This is a genomic window from Agromyces sp. NPDC058126 (assembly GCF_042884595.1).
Classification (GTDB): Bacteria; Actinomycetota; Actinomycetes; order Actinomycetales; family Microbacteriaceae; genus Agromyces.
In genome coordinates this window covers 141942-159560 of record NZ_JBHVTS010000007.1, presented here as the reverse complement: position 1 = coordinate 159560, position 17619 = coordinate 141942, and the positions used below count along the sequence as shown (strand labels likewise).

19 protein-coding genes are annotated in these 17619 nt (G+C 70.2%); 7 read left to right on the top strand and 12 right to left on the bottom strand.

Annotated features, from left to right (window positions below; translation table 11 throughout):
• Nucleotide 1: 1 nt before the first annotated feature.
• From kdpA to ACFVTR_RS18535, 10 genes are all read right to left on the bottom strand, one after another.
• Nucleotides 2-1675, bottom strand: a complete 1674-nt coding sequence (gene kdpA / locus ACFVTR_RS18580; RefSeq protein ID WP_387039727.1) for a potassium-transporting ATPase subunit KdpA — start codon at nt 1673-1675, stop codon at nt 2-4.
• Nucleotides 1675-1764 (bottom strand): potassium-transporting ATPase subunit F, encoded by a 90-nt coding sequence (locus ACFVTR_RS18575; protein WP_022891167.1) that lies wholly within the window; start codon nt 1762-1764, stop codon nt 1675-1677. Before ACFVTR_RS18575 ends, kdpA begins: the two co-directional genes overlap by 1 nt.
• Before the next feature lie 275 nt (nt 1765-2039).
• A complete protein-coding gene (locus tag ACFVTR_RS18570) occupies nt 2040-2351 on the bottom strand; it encodes a hypothetical protein (RefSeq protein WP_387039726.1) in 312 nt (103 codons plus the stop codon).
• Nucleotides 2348-3031 carry a cation transporter gene (locus ACFVTR_RS18565; protein WP_387039724.1) on the bottom strand — a complete coding sequence of 228 codons (684 nt, stop codon included), beginning with the start codon at nt 3029-3031 and terminating at the stop codon, nt 2348-2350. The genes ACFVTR_RS18570 and ACFVTR_RS18565 overlap by 4 nt, the downstream gene beginning before the upstream one ends.
• Nucleotides 3028-3381 (bottom strand): ArsR/SmtB family transcription factor, encoded by a 354-nt coding sequence (locus ACFVTR_RS18560; RefSeq protein ID WP_376941991.1) that lies wholly within the window; start codon nt 3379-3381, stop codon nt 3028-3030. Before ACFVTR_RS18560 ends, ACFVTR_RS18565 begins: the two co-directional genes overlap by 4 nt.
• Nucleotides 3382-3456: 75 nt before the next feature.
• Nucleotides 3457-3942: a GbsR/MarR family transcriptional regulator gene (locus tag ACFVTR_RS18555; protein WP_387039722.1), complete on the bottom strand. Its 486-nt coding sequence runs from the start codon at nt 3940-3942 to the stop codon at nt 3457-3459.
• A gap of 27 nt (nt 3943-3969) precedes the next feature.
• A complete protein-coding gene (locus ACFVTR_RS18550; RefSeq protein WP_387039720.1) occupies nt 3970-5592 on the bottom strand; it encodes an ABC transporter permease in 1623 nt (540 codons plus the stop codon).
• Nucleotides 5589-6545: an ATP-binding cassette domain-containing protein gene (locus ACFVTR_RS18545; RefSeq protein ID WP_387039719.1), complete on the bottom strand. Its 957-nt coding sequence runs from the start codon at nt 6543-6545 to the stop codon at nt 5589-5591. The genes ACFVTR_RS18550 and ACFVTR_RS18545 overlap by 4 nt, the downstream gene beginning before the upstream one ends.
• A gap of 63 nt (nt 6546-6608) precedes the next feature.
• Complete coding sequence (locus ACFVTR_RS18540) at nt 6609-7277, bottom strand: potassium channel family protein (RefSeq protein ID WP_376941983.1); 669 nt, start codon at nt 7275-7277, stop codon at nt 6609-6611.
• Nucleotides 7270-8712 carry a TrkH family potassium uptake protein gene (locus tag ACFVTR_RS18535; protein ID WP_157425335.1) on the bottom strand — a complete coding sequence of 481 codons (1443 nt, stop codon included), beginning with the start codon at nt 8710-8712 and terminating at the stop codon, nt 7270-7272. The genes ACFVTR_RS18540 and ACFVTR_RS18535 overlap by 8 nt, the downstream gene beginning before the upstream one ends.
• Before the next feature lie 72 nt (nt 8713-8784).
• Here ACFVTR_RS18535 and ACFVTR_RS18530 point away from each other — a divergent pair, with 72 nt between their 5' ends.
• The gene (locus tag ACFVTR_RS18530; RefSeq protein WP_387039717.1) at nt 8785-9201 is read left to right on the top strand and encodes an ArsR/SmtB family transcription factor; all 417 of its coding nucleotides are present in this window, start codon (nt 8785-8787) and stop codon (nt 9199-9201) included.
• Between the two features lie 6 nt (nt 9202-9207).
• Here the strand turns inward: ACFVTR_RS18530 and ACFVTR_RS18525 are convergent, their stop codons facing one another.
• The gene (locus tag ACFVTR_RS18525) at nt 9208-9690 is read right to left on the bottom strand and encodes a DUF1772 domain-containing protein (protein WP_387039715.1); all 483 of its coding nucleotides are present in this window, start codon (nt 9688-9690) and stop codon (nt 9208-9210) included.
• A gap of 67 nt (nt 9691-9757) precedes the next feature.
• Entirely contained in the window at nt 9758-10267 is a 510-nt protein-coding gene (locus tag ACFVTR_RS18520; protein WP_387039713.1) for a GNAT family N-acetyltransferase, read from the bottom strand.
• A 140-nt stretch (nt 10268-10407) separates the two neighbouring features.
• On the opposite strand from ACFVTR_RS18520, the gene ACFVTR_RS18515 reads away from it, so the two are divergent.
• From ACFVTR_RS18515 to ACFVTR_RS18490, 6 genes are all read left to right on the top strand, one after another.
• Nucleotides 10408-10506, top strand: coding sequence for a 30S ribosomal protein bS22 (locus ACFVTR_RS18515; RefSeq protein WP_003792170.1), 99 nt, complete (start codon nt 10408-10410; stop codon nt 10504-10506).
• Between the two features lie 105 nt (nt 10507-10611).
• Nucleotides 10612-10881, top strand: a complete 270-nt coding sequence (locus ACFVTR_RS18510; RefSeq protein WP_387039712.1) for a glutaredoxin family protein — start codon at nt 10612-10614, stop codon at nt 10879-10881.
• Nucleotides 10882-10947: 66 nt separating this feature from the next.
• Nucleotides 10948-12480, top strand: coding sequence for an FAD-dependent oxidoreductase (locus ACFVTR_RS18505; RefSeq protein ID WP_387039710.1), 1533 nt, complete (start codon nt 10948-10950; stop codon nt 12478-12480).
• A 115-nt stretch (nt 12481-12595) separates the two neighbouring features.
• Nucleotides 12596-14938: an arylsulfatase gene (locus tag ACFVTR_RS18500; RefSeq protein ID WP_387039708.1), complete on the top strand. Its 2343-nt coding sequence runs from the start codon at nt 12596-12598 to the stop codon at nt 14936-14938.
• A 91-nt stretch (nt 14939-15029) separates the two neighbouring features.
• Nucleotides 15030-15947: an HAD family hydrolase gene (locus ACFVTR_RS18495; RefSeq protein ID WP_387039706.1), complete on the top strand. Its 918-nt coding sequence runs from the start codon at nt 15030-15032 to the stop codon at nt 15945-15947.
• 4 nt (nt 15948-15951) lie between these two features.
• Complete coding sequence (locus tag ACFVTR_RS18490) at nt 15952-17598, top strand: SulP family inorganic anion transporter (RefSeq protein WP_387039704.1); 1647 nt, start codon at nt 15952-15954, stop codon at nt 17596-17598.
• The last annotated feature ends 21 nt before the right edge of the window (nt 17599-17619 follow it).

Sequence of the window (17619 nt, the reverse complement as noted above, 5' to 3'; positions counted from 1 at the left end):
ATCAGTTCAGCCCTTCAGCCAGGGGACCCAGCGTGAGTACGGGGAAGTAGGTGAGCGCGGTCACGATGACCGTGACGCCCACGAGGAGGCCGACGAACTGCGGCCGGTGGGTGGGCAGCGTGCCGGCAGTCGCGGGCACCTTGTCCTGCGCGGCGAGGCTGCCGGCGAGGGCGAGCACGAGCACGATCGGGATGAACCGGCCGAGCAGCATCGCGACACCGAGCGCGGTGTTGAACCACGGGGTGTTCGCCGTGAGACCCGCGAACGCCGAGCCGTTGTTGTTCGACGCGCTCGTGAACGCGTAGAGCACCTCGCTCATGCCGTGGATGCCCGGGTTCCAGATCGAGGTCGCCTCGACGTCCTCGCGGACGCCCGGGATCGCGAAGCTCAGTGCCGTACCGGCGAGCACGAGCGTCGGCGTCACGAGGATGTAGAGGCTCGCGAGCTTGATCTCGCGCGGCCCGATCTTCTTGCCGAGGTACTCGGGCGTACGACCGACGAGCAGGCCGGCGATGAACACCGCGATGACCGCGAGCACGAGCATGCCGTAGAGGCCCGAGCCGACGCCGCCGGGGGCGACCTCGCCGAGCATCATGTTGAGCATCGGCATCATGCCGCCGAGAGCGGTGAACGAGTCGTGCATCGAGTTGACCGCGCCCGTGGAGGTGAGCGTCGAAGTGGTGCCGAACAGGGCCGAGCCGAAGATGCCGAATCGCTGCTCCTTGCCCTCGAGCGCACCGCCCGCGAGTTCCGGCGCAGTGCCGTTGCCGCCCGCCTCGAGCGCGCTCAGCGCCACGAGCGAGATCACGTAGAGCGTGGCCATGACGGCGAGGATCGCGTAGCCCTGCTTGTTCGAGCCGACCATCTTGCCGAAGGTGCGGGGGAGCGCGAACGGGATCGCGAGCATGAGCACGTTCTGGAAGAGGTTCGTCCACGCGGTCGGGTTCTCGAACGGGTGGGCGGAGTTCACGTTGAAGAACCCGCCGCCGTTGGTGCCGAGCAGCTTGATCACCTCCTGCGAGGCGACCGGGCCGCCCGGGAGGTTCTGCGTGTTGCCGGCGAGCGTCGTGACCTCGGTGAAGCCGTTGAAGTTCTGCACGACCCCGCCGATGACGAGCACGATCGCACCGATCACCGAGAGCGGCAGCAGCAGCCGGAACGAACCGCGGAAGAGGTCGACCCAGAAGTTGCCGATCGTGCCCGATCCGCGGCGTGCGAAGCCGCGCACGAGGGTGATGGCCACGGCGATGCCGACGGCGGCCGACACGAAGTTCTGCACGGCGAGGCCGGTGAGCTGCACCGTGTAGCCCATCGTGAGCTCGGGCGAGTACGACTGCCAGTTCGTGTTGGCGACGAACGAGGCGGCGGTGTTGAACGACAGACCCTCGGGCACGGCAGGCAGGCCGAGCGAGTAGGGCAGCACCGCCTGCGCGCGCTGCATGGCGTAGACGAACAGGAGGCCGACGACCGAGAATGCGAGCACGCCGCGGAGGTAGGCCGGCCACGACTGCTCGGCGCGCGGGTCGATGCCGATCAGGCGGTAGAGGCCGCGCTCGACCTTCCAGTCGCGGTCGCTCGTGTAGAGGCGCGCCATGTAGTCGCCCAGGGGGCGGTAGAGCAGCGCGAGGATCAGGGCGAGGGTGGCCGCCTGTGCGACGGCGAGGAATGCGCCCATCAGAACCGCTCGGGCTTGACGAGCGCGTACACGAGGTACACCACAGCGGCGACACCCAACGCGGCGGCGAGGAGTTCGAAGAAGATCACAGCTTCTCGACCCCCCTGGCGATGAGGCCGACGAGTACGAACACGGCGATGATGCCGATGACGTAGACGAGGTCGAGCACAGGGACTCCAGGGATTCGGAGGCCGTCGACGCGGGCGCGGCGGCGGGCAGCGGCTCGCTGCGTCTTCGATGCAACACCCGGGCGGATCCCTCGCGGCCGATCCTCACGGACCCCTAACGCCGTGCCGCGGGGATCCTCACGGCGTGCTCACGGGGCGATCCGGCGGGGTCGGCCGCGGCCTCGGCGCCGAGTCGTTCAGGCCCGCCGTGCGCGGATCGCCTCGACGAGCTGCCCCAGCGTCGGGGAGTCGCGCAGGCCGTCCGGAGTGGGGTAGAGCCGGCAGGAGAGCTCGGTGACGCGCTCGGTGGACGCGAAGGCGTCGACCCCGTCGATCAGGATCGTCGGCGATCCCCCGAACCGGGTCGACTCGGCGTCCGAGGCCGAGGCGATGAGCCGGTAGCTCACGTCGACGTCGGGCATCCCGAGCACGTCGAGTGCGCGGCGCGTCTGCACGCCGGCCTCCTGCCAGCTCGGGCAGCCGGAGATGTGCAGCACCTCGACGTTCATCGTCCGGCCTCGTGCTCGTGCTCGTGGTCGTGCGCTTCGCCCTCTTCGAGGAGCATCCCGATCGGGGTAGCGCAGGTGTCGCCCCGCCAGGCCTCGATGCCTTCGCGGACGGCGAAGACGGCGATGACGAGCGCGGCGACGGAGTCGGCCCAGGCCCACCCGAGGAGCGAGTTCAGCACGAGCCCGATGAGCACGGCGGCCGAGAGGTAGGTGCAGATCAGCGTCTGCTTGCTGTCGGCGACCGCGGTCGCCGAGCCGAGTTCGCGGCCGGTGCGTCGTTCGGCGAGCGACAGGAACGGCATGATGATCACGCTGAGCGCCGTGATGACGAGGCCGAGCGTGGAGTGCTCGGCCTCGGGCAGGACGCCCGTGATCGTGAGCACGGCGGAGACGCTGACGTAGGCGGCGAGGGCGAAGAACGCGTAGGCGATCACCCGCAGCGTCGGCTTCTCGTATCGCTCCGGCTCCTTGCGGGTGAACTGCCATGCGACCGCCGCCGCCGAGAGCACCTCGACGAGCGAGTCGAGCCCGAAGCCGAGGAGTGCCGCCGACGAGGCTGCGGCGCCCGCCGCGATCGAGACCGCCGCCTCGATGAGGTTGTACCCGATGGTGATGCCGACGATCAGGCGGATGCGGCGGTGCAGCAGTGCTCGGCGGGCGTCGGTCAGCGAGGTGGTCATGCGGATGCCTCGCAGCAGCCGGGAACCGAACAGCTCGGGTCGATGCACTCTGCCGACTCGTCTACGGCGAGGGTGACGCTGACGATCCGCTCGAGCGCCGCCGACAGGTGCGGGTCCGCGATCTCGTAGCGGTTCTGCCGGCCTTCGGGCTCGGCGACGACGATGCCGCAGTCGCGCAGGCAGGCGAGGTGGTTCGACACGTTCTGGCGGGTCAGCCCCAGCGAGTCGGCCAGGCCGGCCGGGTACGCGGGCCCCTCGAGCAGCGTCAGCAGGATGCGCGAGCGGGTGGGATCGGCCATGGCGCGACCGAGGCGGTTCATGACGTCGAGGCGGGAGGCGGAGGTGAGCACAGCAACACAGTACAGCGGCTGCTGTACTGATGCACGACGGTCGAGGACCGGCGGCCGAGGGATGGAGGGGTCCGGCTACTCGACCACCGTGGCGCCGGCGGCGCGCAGCGCCTCCCACTCGGAGAGGAGCTCGGGCATCTTGCCCTCGATGAAGCGGAAGAACGCGACCATCTCGCTCGTGCGCCGCGTGCCGGCCGAGTCGGGGTCGCCGAGCGCGTCGATCGCCTGCGCGGCGGTCTCGGCGAAGGTGCCGTAGACCGAGTTCTTGCCCGCGAGCGCCGTGTACCAGGCGTCGTCGAAGATCTCCCAGCGCTCGCGCCGACTGCCCGGATGCGGCATCCGATGGATGATGCCGAGCGTGCGCAGGTACCGCACCGCGCCCGAGATCGCCGCGGCGCTCACGCCGAGCGACTCGCCGAGCTCGGCGGCGGTGAGCCCGCCCTCGTCGGCGACGAGGAGCGCCATCAGCACGCGCGCCGGCATCTTGGGGAAGCCGGCGGCCGTGAGCACGGCGGCCGATTGCTCGACCGCCGTGCTCAGTGCCTGCTCATCGCGTGCCATCTTCCGATTCTCCCAGTCGGCGGGCGGTCAGCCGCCCGCCGCCAGTTCACGTCGCCGCATCGACCCGACGGCGAGCGCCGCGGTCGCGAGCCCGATGCCGAGCATCCAGAGGCCGCCCGTCCAGTCGGTGTCGTCACCGGCCGGCACCGGCGAGTGCGTGAACGGCGAGAGGTCGAGCATCCAGTCGGGGGCGCCGAGGAGCGGCCCGAAGGTGCCGAGGATCGCGGCGACGCCGAGCAGCACCCAGGCGAGCACGATCGTCCAACGCGGCAGGTAGGCGAACACGAGCAGGGTCACGCCGAGGAAGACGAGCGAGACGGGCAGCTGTGCGATCGCCGCCTGCGTGATGAGCGACACGAGGTCGTCGGGGGTGTCGGATGCCGCGGTGCCGGCGAGGCCCGCGAGCCAGGCTGCGGCGAGCACGACCACGATGACGATGACCCCGACGAACCAGTACTCGAGCAGCCAGCGAGTGCGCGGCACGGGGGTCGCGAGCACCTGCTCGGCGGTGCCGTGCGCCTCCTCCTGCCGGGCGCGGATGGCCACCTGCACGGCGCAGCACGCCGCGAGCACCCCGATGATGCCGAAGAACGTCGCGATGAACGCCTGCTCGAGGGTGGCGCCGCCGCCGAGCGCGGCCTGCAGGGTGTCGACGACCTGCGGGGCGTCGCCCGCGAGTTCGTCGATGAGGCCCGAGAGCGAACTCGCGGTGATGCCGGCGACCGCGGCGCCGACCGCCCACGCGATCAGCGTCGAGACGTTGAGCCGCCAGGCGAGCCCGAACGAGCCCGACAGCGCCCAGCTCGCCGACGCGCGGCCGTTGCGGCCCGGCAGGAGGCTCGCGCCCTGGTCGCGCACCGCCTGCAGCGCGAACACGATCGCGACGAGCACCGCCGACACTCCGAGCGAGAGTGCGAGCGGGGCGAGCGAGTTCTCGACGAAGGCGCCGGTCGCCTGCCCCCAGCCGATCGGTGACAGCCAGCTCGGCCACGCCGGGGTGACGTGCAGCAGGTCGTCGGAGGGAGTGCCCGCGGCGTCGCCGATGCCGCGCAGCAGGTAGGCGCCGACGACCGCGGCGACCCCGGCGCCGTTCGCGCCGCGCGAGGTGCGGAACAGCTGCGCGGCGAACAGCCCGATCGCGACGAACGCGATGCCGGTCGCGGCCATGGCCGCACCGGTCACCCACGAGCCCTCGGCGTCGAGGCCGCCGGCGATGAAGGCGAGCGCGACGAGTGCGCCCAGCGCGAGGTTGGCCAGCACGCCGTGGATGAGCGTCGCGACGGTCGGCTTCACCCGCCCGGCCGGGGTCGCGGCGATGAGCTCGGCACGTCCCTGCTCCTCTTCGGCGCGGGTGTGCCGCGTCACGAGGAAGGTGCTCATGAGGCCGCCCATGAGGGCGAGCCACGCGAACAGCTCGAAGAAGACGAACGCGCCGAGGTCGGTGCCGTCGGGGGTGCCGCGGAACACGAGGATCGTGCGGCTCGCGGTCGCGACCTGCAGGATCTGGTTGCGCTCGGACTCGTCGCCGTACGTGTCGGCGACGGCCGCGACCGAGGTGTAGGCGAGCAGTGCGGTGCCGACGATCCAGAGCGCGAGCTGCAGGCGGTCGCGGCGCAGCCGCTGGCGGAGCAGCGTGGCCAGGGTGCTCATGCGCGAGCTCCCTCCATGGGCTCCGCAGCGCGGGCGGTGAGCTCGTCGCCGTAGTGGCGGAGGAAGAGCTCCTCGAGCGAGGGCGGCGACACGGTGAGGCCGCGCACGTCGAGGCGGGCGAGGTCGGGCAGCACGGATGCCACGCGGTCGCTGTCGACGGTGAAGCTGACCCGGCCGTGGTCGATGATGAGGTCGTGCGCGTCGGGGATGCCGTCGATCTCGGCCGCGAGGGCGGTCGGTTCGATGCCGTCGGTGGCGAACGCGATCTCGGTGCGCGTGAGGTGGCGGAGCTCGGCGAGCGTGCCCGACTCGACGGTCTTCCCCGCGCGGATGATGCTCACCCGGTCGCAGAGCTCCTCGACCTCGGAGAGGATGTGGCTCGAGAGCAGCACGGTCGCACCCTCGGCCGAGACGCGGGCGATCTCGCGGTTGAAGACCTGCTCCATGAGCGGGTCGAGACCGCTCGTGGGTTCGTCGAGCACGTACAGCTCGGCAGGGGTCGCGAATGCGGCGATGAGGGCGACCTTCTGCCGGTTGCCCTTCGAGTACGCACGCCCCTTCTTCCGCGGGTCGAACTGGAACGCGTCGAGGAGCCGCTGCTTGCGGGCCGTGTAGTCGCCCTTGTCGCGCGTGCCGCCGCGGAGGCGGGCGAGGAGGTCGATCGCCTCGCCGCCGGTCAGGTTCGGCCAGAGGCTGACGTCGCCGGGCACGTAGGCCACGCGGCGGTGAAGCTCGCCCGCGTGCTTCCACGGGTCCTGCCCGAAGAGGGTCGCGGTGCCGCCCGAGGCTCGAGCGAGGCCGAGCAGGATGCGGATCGTGGTGGACTTGCCTGCGCCGTTCGGGCCGAGGAATCCGTGCACCTCGCCCGCGGTGACCTCGAGGTCGAGGCCGTCGAGCGCGACGGTGCGGCCGAATCGCTTCTGCAGGCCGCTGGCGCTGATCACTGTCGTCATGAGCGCGATGCTACGCCGAATTCACAAATTTGTGAATCTTCCTAACGCATCCCTAACGCGGGCCTACTCGAGCGCGGCGAACTTCTCGATGTCGCCCTCGGTGCCCGACACGATGATGAGGTCGTGGTTCGAGACGACCGTGTTCTCGGTCGCGTAGGTGAAGGGCTTGCCGGGGCTCTTCACGCCGACGACCGTCACCCGGTGCTTCGAGCGCACGCCCGACTCGGTGAGGTTCTTGCCGCGGATCGGCTTCGGCGGGTACATCTTCACGAGTGCGAAGTCGTCGTCGAACTCGATGAAGTCGAGCATGCGGCCCGACACGAGGTGCGCCGTGCGCTCGCCCGCCTCGCGCTCGGGGTAGATCACGTGGTTCGCGCCGATGCGCTGCAGGATCTTGCCGTGCGAAGCCGAGATCGCCTTCGCCCAGATCTGCGGGATCTTGAGGTCGACGAGGTTCGCGGTGATGAGCACGGATGCCTCGATCGACGATCCCACCGCGCAGACCGCGATGGAGAAGTCCTGGGCGCCGATCTGCTTGAGCGCGTCCATGTTCTTGGCATCGGCGACGACGGCGTGGGTGACCCGCTCCGACCACTTCTGCACGAGGGCCTCGTCGGTGTCGACCGCGAGCACCTCGCGGCCGAGACGGTCGAGCTGGCCCGCGGTGGCGGCGCCGAACCGGCCGAGGCCGATCACGAGCACCGGGGCGTCGTGCCTGATCTTGTCAACCAACGATGGGCCTCTCTTCCGGTCGTTTGAACAGCTGGCGGCGCTGGCTCGCGGCCAGCGCGGCGGCGAGCGTCACGGTGCCGACGCGGCCCATGAACATCGTCGCCGCCATGACGTAGACGCCCTCGGGCGGCAGTTCGGCGGTGAGTCCCGTCGAGAGCCCGCACGTGGCGAACGCCGAGATCACGTCGAACAGCACGTTCTCGAACGGCGCCTTCGTGATCTGCAGGATGGCGATGGAGGCGCCGGCGACGATCGTCGCGCCCCAGAGCACGACGCTCACCGACAGGCGCAGCATGTCGCGGGGGATGCGCCGGCCGAACGCCTCCATCGAGGGATTGCCGCGCGCCTCGGCGAAGGCGGCGAGGAACAGCACGGCGAGCGTCGTCACCTTGATGCCGCCCGCGGTCGACGCGGAGCCGCCGCCGATGAACATCAGCATGCTGCTGACGAGCTGGCTCGAGCCGTAGAGGTCGTGCATGTCGATCGTCGCGAACCCGCCGGAGCGGGTCATCGCCGACATGAAGAAGGACTGGAAGATCGTCGGCCCGGCGTCGAGGTGCCCGTACGTCTTCGGGTTCGCGTGCTCGAGCAGGAGGAACATGGCGGCGCCCGCGACGAAGAGGATCACCGTCGTCGTGAGCGTCAGCTTGACGTGCACGCTCCACTTGCGCGGCTGCTTCCACGCGCGCGCGAGGGCGAAGATCACCGGGAAGCCGAGGCTGCCGAGGAACACGCCGATCATGAGCAGCGACTGCATCCAGTAGTCGTGCTCGAAGGGGAGGAGCCCGCCGGGGTTCGGCGAGAATCCCGTGTTCGTGAACGCCATCGCCGAGTAGTAGAGGCTGTACCAGATCGAGTGTCCGACGTCGTATCCGGCCGCGAGCATGCTCGGCATCAGGCCGACCGCGATCGCCGCCTCGATGACCAATGCGCTGATCGCGACCGTGAACAGCAGCCCGCCGACCTCGCCGAGGCGCACCGCCTGGCGCTCGGCGACGGGGCCGACGTGGATGCGCGAGGGGTTCGTGTCGCTCGCCGCCATGAGCTTCGCGCGGAGCCCGAGCCGGCGAGAGATCACGAAGCCGAGGGTCGTGGCGAGCGTGAGCACGCCGACACCGCCGATGTTGACGCCGAGGTACACGAGCCCGTGGCCGAATGGCGACCAGTACGTCGCCATGTCGACGGTCGCGAGTCCGGTGACGCAGATGACGGAGACCGCGGTGAACAACGCGTCGTGGAGCGGGGTGATGCTGCCGTCGGCAGTGGCGATCGGCAGCGAGAAGAGCAGCGTGAAGAGCAGGATGAGCGCCGCGAACACGAGGATCGCGAACCGCGACGGCGAGCTCTTGACGAGCGCGTCGATGGCATCGCGGAGCCGCCCGAGCCAGGACCGCCGATCGACTCGACCGAGGCGGGCCACCCGCTGTGCGCGCATCGACCCCCCTCTGTGCCGTCACCGAACGCGTGAGTCATGGTACTCCCCGCCGCGAGTGGCTACCCTTGGGGCATGGCTGACATCTTCGATGTGGTGGCGGACGCGACCAGACGCGACATCCTCGCCGTACTGCTCGAACGCGAGTCGGCGGTGCCGCAGTCCGGCGGCGAGATCAGCGTCTCCGAGATCGTCGCGGCGCTCGGCACCAGTCAGCCCACGGTCTCGAAGCACCTGAAGGTGCTGCGCGAGTCAGGCCTCGTCAGTGTGCGCGAGGAGGGCCAGCACCGGTACTACCGCCTCGATCGCGGCCCGCTCGAGACGCTCGAAGACTGGCTGATCCCCTTCATCTCGTCGGATGCCGCGGCCGACGCGGTGACGCTCGCCGGCGTCGAAGCGCAGGAGGCCTCGCTCAACGAGGACCAGCGCGCCTTCGCCTCGGCGATCGGCAAGGTCTTCGCCGACGTCACCCAGGTCGTCAAGCGCAAGTAGCCCGGGTCAGCCCAGGAGCGCGACGACGAGGGCCGTGCAGGAGGCGGCCGAAGTGAGCCAGCGGACGTGGTTCCACGCGAACCAGCCAGGGCGGAACTCGCGCCAGGCGGCGCCGAGCGCAGCCCCATCGGCCTCGGGAGCGGCCGCCAGCCGGTTGTTGCGGGGCACGTTCGCGCCGCCGGTGACGCCGACCACGCCGACGAGGTAGAGCACGGCCGATCCGACGATCCACCATTCGCCGCCGGGGTACGCGCCGAAGAACGTCATGGTCGCGATGGCGATCACGAGCAGCGCGGTGCCGAAGATCGCGAGCATGAGCGGCGCCCGCACCGCGGTCACGTTGATCTCGCGCATCGCCCGTGCGGCATCGGCCGGTGGCAGGCGGTCGAGCCCCTGCACGACGAAGCCCGAGAAGGCGAAGAAGACGCCCGAGACGAGCCCGGTGCCGACGATGGCGATGACGAGCAGGACGGTCGCGACGGCGCTCATCGTGCCAGTCTGCCCGACCTCGTGCCCGGCGCGGAAGAACCGTCTCGATCGGGGCGCGGAGCGCGGCTCAGCGCAGGGGCTTGATCATCTCGAGCTCGAGGCCGCCCGGTGCGAGCTCGTACTCGCGGCTGCGCCCGGTGAGGGTGAAGCCGAGCTTCTCGTAGAAGCGGATCGCCCGCGGGTTCGCCTCGTGCACCTCGAGTCGCAGCGTGCTGCCGTGGCCCAGCGCCCACTCCTCGACGGCGGTGAGCAGGCGGCGTGACACGTCGGCGGCCTCGCCGCGGTGATCGGGTGCGACGTAGACGCCGACGAGCACGGGGCCCGACGTGGCATCCGGGATGTACCCGCCCATGTGGCCGACCCATCGAGTGCCCTCGATCGCGACGACCGAGGTCTGCCCGTCGGTCTCGCCGCGCGCGGCGCGCAGGCGCCAGCCCTGCTCGTCGACCTCGAGCGCATGTTCGAGGGTCTCGCCGTAGGCGAGGGGGAAGTCGCGCAGCATCTCGATGCGGAGCGCGCGGACCGCCTGCCAGTCGTCGGTGGTCGTGGTGCGGATGACGACGTCGGAGGCCTGCATCCCTCGACGCTAACGCATCGTGCCGGTGCTGATCGGGTGCGTGTCAGGGGGCGGCTCGTGAATCCGGTAGACTACTCCGAGGCATTCTGCCTTTCGGCTGCGGCACGCGCGGCCGGCACGATCTTTTCTGTGAGGTTCTGATGGGTTCCGTCATCAAGAAGCGTCGCAAGCGCATGGCGAAGAAGAAGCACCGCAAGCTTCTTCGCAAGACGCGCCACCAGCGTCGCAACAAGAAGTAGTCGCTCGCGACTGCAGCTGAGCGTCGAGCCCCGCCGGGGTTCGGCGCTTTTCGCTGTCTTCGGAGGACTCAGGCGACGGACGGCGCGGCGACGTAGCATCGAGCCATGGCCCGAGACATCCAGCTCACCTTGGTCGGCAAGCCCGGCTGCCACCTCTGCGATGACGCGAGAGAGGTCGTGCAGGCGGTCGTCGCCGAGTTCGAACAGGATGCCTCGCGGCGGATCTCGCTCGACGAGCGATCGATCCTCGACGACGAGGCGCTGCGCGCGAGCTACGCCGAGGAGATCCCCGTACTGCTCATCGACGGCGAGATGCACAGCTATTGGCGCGTCGACCCCGTGCGATTGAAGACGGCGCTCTGCGCGAAGGGCTGAACTGAGGGCCGCTCCGCAGCTGTCAACCCGCTTGCCGAGGCGGCCGCGTCGGCCTTGACTCGGGGCATGACCTCCTTCTGGAGCGCGCGCGTGCCGGAGCATCCCGGAGGCGATGGGGTGGGCCGGTGGCCCACCCGGCCGTTCGACGCCGTGATCATCGGCGCCGGCATCACCGGCCTCGTCACCGGGGTGATCCTCGCGCGCGGGGGATGCTCGGTCGCGCTGGTCGAGGCGCGCGGGGTGGCGGCGCTCGCCTCAGGGGGCAACACGGGCAAGGTCACGGTGCTGCAGGGAGCGAGGATCAGCACCATCCGGCGGGCGCACTCGGCGAAGGTCGCCCGCGCCTACGTCGAGGCGAACCTCGACGGACAGCGATGGATCGGCGACTTCGCCATCGAGCACTCGGTACCGTTCGCGCTCGAGCCGGCGCTGAGCTACGCGCAGCGGGCGTCGGGCCTGCGCGTCGTCGACGCCGAGTTCGCCGCCGCCCGCGAGGCCGGACTGGCGGTCGAACGGGTCGACCGCCTGCCGGTCCCGTTCCCCCTCGCAGGTGCCGTGTCGCTCGCCGACCAGCTCGCGCTCGACCCGGTCGGCCTCACCGGTGCGCTCGCCGCCGAGTTCACCAGGCTCGGGGGCGTGCTCCTCACCGGGGTGCGTGCACAGGACGTACGCGCCTCCGATCCGGCGACCGTCGCGACCGACCATGGCACGCTCACGGGCGACGCCGTCGTCGTCGCGACGGCGGCGCCGATGCTGCGCCGCGGGCTCTACTTCGCGAAGACCCGGCACTCGCGCTCGTACCTCGCGGCGTTCCGGGTCGGCGAGCCGCCGGTGCCGGGCCTCTTCCTCTCGGTCGACGGACCGACCCGATCGATCCGGACGACGCCCGACGTGGCGACGGGCGGACCTCCGCTCCTGCTCGTCGGCGGCGGGGGTCACCCCGTCGGGCGGGTCGACTCGACGCGGATCGAGGCGCGGCGCATCGTCGACTGGACGAACGAGTACTTCGACGGCGCCTCGCTCGTCGCCGCCTGGTCGGCGCAGGACTACGAGTCGCTCAACCTCGTGCCCTTCGTCGGCCGGATGCCACGTGGCCTGCGCCGGATCTGGATCGCCACGGGGTACGCCAAATGGGGTCTCACGAACGGGGCGGCCGCGGCCCTGCGCATCAGCGCCGAGATCCTCGGCGAGCCGTGGCGCGAGCACCGGCCGTGGGTCAAGGTGCTCGCGACGCGGACGACCGCCCCGTCGGATCTCGCCCGCGGCGTCGTCGAGAACGCGGCGGTGGGCCGCGAGCTGTTCACGGGGTGGGGTCGCGCGCTCGGGAACCCCGCGCCGGCGGCACGGCCGCGCGAGGGCGAGGGCGTCGTCGTCAACCGCGGCGGCGTGCCGTACGGCGTCTCGACGGTCGGCGGCCGCACGAGCGCGGTGTGCGCGGTCTGCCCGCATGCCGGCGGAGTCGTGCGGTGGAACGACGTCGAGTCGAGCTGGGACTGCCCGCTGCACGGCTCGCGATTCGAGGCATCCGGTCGCCTGATCGAGGGGCCGTCGACGCGCGACCTGCGCGCCGGTTCGCCGCGTTCGGCGTCCGAACGGTGAGCGCCGCTCATCACTCCGAGTTCCCCGCGATTCTCTGGCGAGCCGTCGGTGCCGTGGCTAGGGTGACCAGCGGGGGACACCGGTCGGCGACCCCCACGTTCGAAGGGGAGAACGCGTGGCGCGTGAATTCAGGGGCAAGATCGAACTCGACGTTCGGGACTCGCAGGGGGACTGGGACGCGTTCCTCCCCGACAAGGCGCCGGAGGGGGCGCCGAACGTGCTCGTCGTGCTCTACGACGACACCGGCATGGCCGCCTGGTCGCCGTACGGCGGCCGCATCGAGATGCCGACCATGGAGCGGCTCGCGAAGAATGGGCTCACCTACTCGCAGTGGCACACGACGGCGCTGTGCTCGCCGACGCGCTCGACGTTCCTCACGGGGCGCAACCACCACCTGAACGGCTTCGCGACGATCTCCGAATCGTCGACGGGGTTCCCGGGCTACAACTCGCACATCCCGCCCTCGAACGTGCCGATGGCGCACCTGCTGCGCGACGCCGGCTGGTCGACGTTCTGGGTCGGCAAGAACCACAACGTGCCGATCGACGAGTGGACGGCCGGATCGTCGAAGAAGAACTGGCCGCTCGCCCAGGGCTACGACCGCTTCTACGGCTTCATCGGCGGTGAGACCAACAACTGGTACCCCTCGCTCGCCGAGGACAACAAGTACATCGACCAGCCGTACCAGCCCGAAGACGGGTACCACCTGTCGAAGGACCTCGCCGACCAGGCGCTCAAGATGATCCGCGACGTCAAGCAGACCGAGCCCGACAAGCCCTGGTACCTCTGGTTCTGCCCCGGCGCGAACCACGCTCCGCACCACGCGCCGCAGGAGTACATCGACAAGTACAAGGGCAAGTTCGACGACGGCTACGAGGCGTACCGCGAGTGGGTGCTGCCGCGCATGATCGAACGCGGCATCCTGCCGGCCGACACCGTGCTCACCGAGCTCAACCCGATGCCCGACGGCACCTTCTCGCAGAGCGACGAGGTGCTGCCCTGGGCGTCGCTGAGCGACGAGCAGAAGGCGATGTTCAGCCGCATGGCCGAGGTGTACGCGGGCTTCAGCGAGTACACCGACGCGCAGGTCGGGCGCATCGTCGACTACCTCGAGGAGTCGGGCCAGCTCGAGAACACGCTCGTCATCTACTGCGCCGACAACGGCGCCTCGGGCGAGGGCTCGCCGAACGGCTCGGTCAACGAGGGCAAGATCTTCGGCGGCTACCCCGACTCGCTCGAGGAGAACCTCAAGCTCGTCGACAAGCTCGGCTCGCCCGACACGTACAACCACTACCCGACCGGGTGGGCGGCCGCCTTCTCGACCCCGTACAAGATGTTCAAGCGCTACACCTACCAGGGCGGCGTCTCCGACCCGATGGTCATCTCGTGGCCCAAGGGCATCGCCGCGCGCGGCGAGGTGCGCCACCAGTACCACCACTCGACCGACGTCGTGCCGACGATCCTCGAGGCCTGCGGCGTGGCCTTCCCCGACACCTACAACGGCGTCGAGCAAACCCCGCTCTCGGGCGTCTCGATGGTGCCGTCGTTCGAGGCCGCCCCCGATGCGCCGTCGAACAAGCAGACGCAGTACTACGAGATGTTCGGCCAGCGAGGCATCTGGCACGAGGGCTGGAAGGCCGTCACCGTGCACGGGCCGGTGAGCGGCAAGGGCGACTTCCCGAGCGACGTGTGGGAGCTGTACCACACCGACATCGACCGCTCGGAGTCGAACAACCTGGCCGCGGAGCATCCCGAGAAGCTCGAGGAGCTGAAGGCGCTGTGGATGGCGGAGGCGGAGCAGAACCACGTCCTGCCGCTGAACGACCTGCAGATCATCGGCAACCCGAAGGACTACGAGACCTTCCTCACCATGGAGTTCCACCAGCCCGCCCCGCCGAGCGGGCAGTTCGTCTACTACCCGGGCACGAGCGAGATTCCCGAGCGAAGCGCGGCGAACGTGCACGGCGTCTCATACAAGATCGCGGCCGAGGTCGAGTTCACGCCCGACACCGAGGGCGTGATCTTCGCGCACGGCTCCCGCTTCGGCGGGCACGCGCTCGTCGTGAAGGACGGCCAGGTGCACTACGTGTACAACTTCCTCGGTATCCCGCCCGAGGACCGCGTCTCGGCGCCGGTGCCCACCTCGGGCAAGCACATCATCGGCGTCGAGTTCGTGAAGGAGGGCATGGGCGAGTACCGCGAGGGCACGGGACCGGTGAAGCTCTACATCGACGACCAGCAGGTCGGCGAGAAGCAGATCCGCACCGTGCTCGGCCATTTCTCGCTCTGCGGAGAGGGACTCACCATCGGCCGCGACAGCGCCGACCCGGTGTCGTCGCTGTACGGCTACGGCTTCGACTTCACGGGTGGCGAGATCGCGCGGGTCGTCTTCGACATCGCCGACGACGCGTACCTCGACCTCGAGGCGCACCTCGCGGCGGCGTACGCCCGCGACTGATCGAACGCACTGCCAGAATGGCGGCGGGGGTGCGGTTTCCGGCATCCCCGCCGCTGTCCGTCCTGACGCGACCGCCCGAGAGGACCGCTCCATGCCGACCGAACTGCCCTCCTGGGCCGATACCCCGACCCGAGCCGCGATCGTCGACTTCGTCGAACGTGTGACGACGGGCGCCGACGCCGTGCCCGAGGCCGAGCGGGTCGCCGTGTTCGACAACGACGGCACGCTCTGGACCGAGAAGCCCATGCCGACGCAGCTGCACTACATCGTCGAGCAGTGGAAGGTGCAGGCCGCGGCCGACCCCGCGCTCGCCGACCGGCAACCGTACAAGGCGGCCGTCACCGGCGACTACGCGTGGCTCGGCGGGGCGATCGACAAGCACTACACGGGCGACGACAGCGACCTGAAGACGCTCATCGGCGCCCTCGTGGGCATCACCGCGGGCATGAGCGTCGACGACTACGCGGCCTCGGTGTCGCAGTTCTACGAGACGGCGAAGCACCTCACCCTCGGCACCCCGTACGCCGACGCCGTCTACGCGCCCATGGTCGAGCTGCTGCGCTATCTCGAGGCGCACGGGTTCACCGTGTACATCGTCTCGGGCGGCGAACGCGACTTCATGCGGCCGATGACCGAGCAGTACTACGGCATCCCGCCCGAGCGCGTCGTGGGCTCGGCGCTCGGCCTCAGCTACGACGCCGACTCCGGCGACGTCCGCTACACCGCCGGACTCGACTTCTTCGACGACGGCCCCGAGAAGCCCGTGCGCATCTGGAGCCGCATCGGCCGTCGTCCGCTCATCGCCGGCGGCAACTCGAACGGCGACCAGCCGATGCTCGACTTCGCGCGTGCCGGCGGCGGGCTCGCGCTGCTCGTGCACCACGACGACGACGGCGGCGACCCGCCGTACGACAAGGGGGCCGAGCGGGCGCTCGCCGAGGCATCAGACCGCGGGTACACGGTCGTGAGCGTGAAGCACGACTGGTCGCGCATCCACCCCGAGAGCTGACCCGGTGACCTCGACCGCGACCCCGGCGGCCCGCCGGTTGCGACTCTTCCCGACCCTCGCCGGGTATCAACGCGGATGGCTCGGGCCCGACCTCATCGCAGGGCTCTCGGCCGGTGCGGTGGTGATCCCGCAGGCGATGGCGTACGCGACGATCGCGAACCTGCCGGTGCAGCTCGGCCTCTACACCTGCATGGTGCCGATGCTCGTGTACGCGATGCTCGGCGGCTCGCGGGCGATGAGCGTGTCGACGACGTCGACGATCGCGACGCTCACGGCGACGACGCTCGTCTCCGCGGGCGTCGCCGCGGGTTCGGACGACCCGGTGCCCGATCTCATCGCGCTGACGCTGATGGTCGGGCTGATCCTGCTCATCGCCCGTGGAGCGAAGCTCGGGTCGCTCGTCGAGAACATCTCGCAGGCGACGATCGTGGGCATCCAGATCGGCGTCGGGGCGACGGTCGCCGTGGGGCAGTTGCCGAAACTGCTCGGCGAGACGTCGAACGCCTCGGGTGAGGGGTTCTTCAACTCGCTCGCGGCCGCCCTCGAGGCGCTGCCCTCGGCGCATGCCACGACCGTGCTGCTGTCGGTCGGGTCGATCACGGCGATGTTCCTCATGAAGGCGTTCCTGAAGAAGGTGCCGGCGCCGCTCGTCGTCGTGGCGGTCGGCATCCTGCTCGTCGCGTTCACCGGCATCGAAGACCAGGGCGTCGAGCTCATCGCGCCCGTGCCGCAGGGATTCCCGCCGTTCGAGCTGCCGACGTTCGCGAACGTCCTGCCGATGCTGCCCGGCGCGTGCGCGATCGCGATCATGGCGTTCCTCGAGTCGGCGGCGGTCGCGCGAGGCATCCGCAGACCCGGTGAACCGCAGGTCGACAGCAACCAGGAGCTCCTCGCGACCGGCGCCGCGAACACGATCGGCTCGTTCTTCCAGGTGCTGCCCGCGGCCGGCGGCTTCTCGCAGAGCGCCGTCAACCAGGGCGCCGGCGCGCGCACGCAGCTGTCGACGCTCGTCACGGTCGTGCTCGCCGTGCTCGTCGCGCTGTTCCTCGGTCCGGTGCTGAGCCTGCTGCCGCAGGCGACGCTCGCCTCGCTCGTGTTCGTCGCGGTCATCGGGCTCATCGACTTCGGTGCGCTCGCGCGGTTCTGGCGGATCAGTCACAACGACTTCTGGATCGCGATCGCCACTGCGATCGTCGGGCTCACCGCGGGCCTGCTGCTCGCGGTCGCCGTCGGCATCATCGCGACGATGGTCGTGATCCTGCGCGAGCTCAACCGGGTGCGCCTCGACGTCGGCGACCCACGCGATGACGGGTCGGGCGGGGCGGTTCTGCCGCTGCGCCTGCTCGGGCCGATGTACACCGCCAACGTGCTCGCATACGAGAACGCCGTGCTCGACGCCGTGCGGGCGCACCCGGGCACGACCGCGGTGGCGCTCGAGCTCAGCCGACTCGACGTCGTCTCGGTGACGATCCTCGATGCGCTCGCCGAACTCGACCGGGAGCTCGCCGACCAGGGCGTCGAACTGCGCCTCGCGGCGGTGCCCGAGGCGGGCGCCGAGATGTCGCGGCGGGGGCGCTGGTTCAGAGGGGTCGAGGAGGCCGGTCGGGTCTATCCGACGCTCGAGGCTGCGGCCGCTGCGAAGGTCGGGTGACGGTTGCTTCGGCACCGCTCA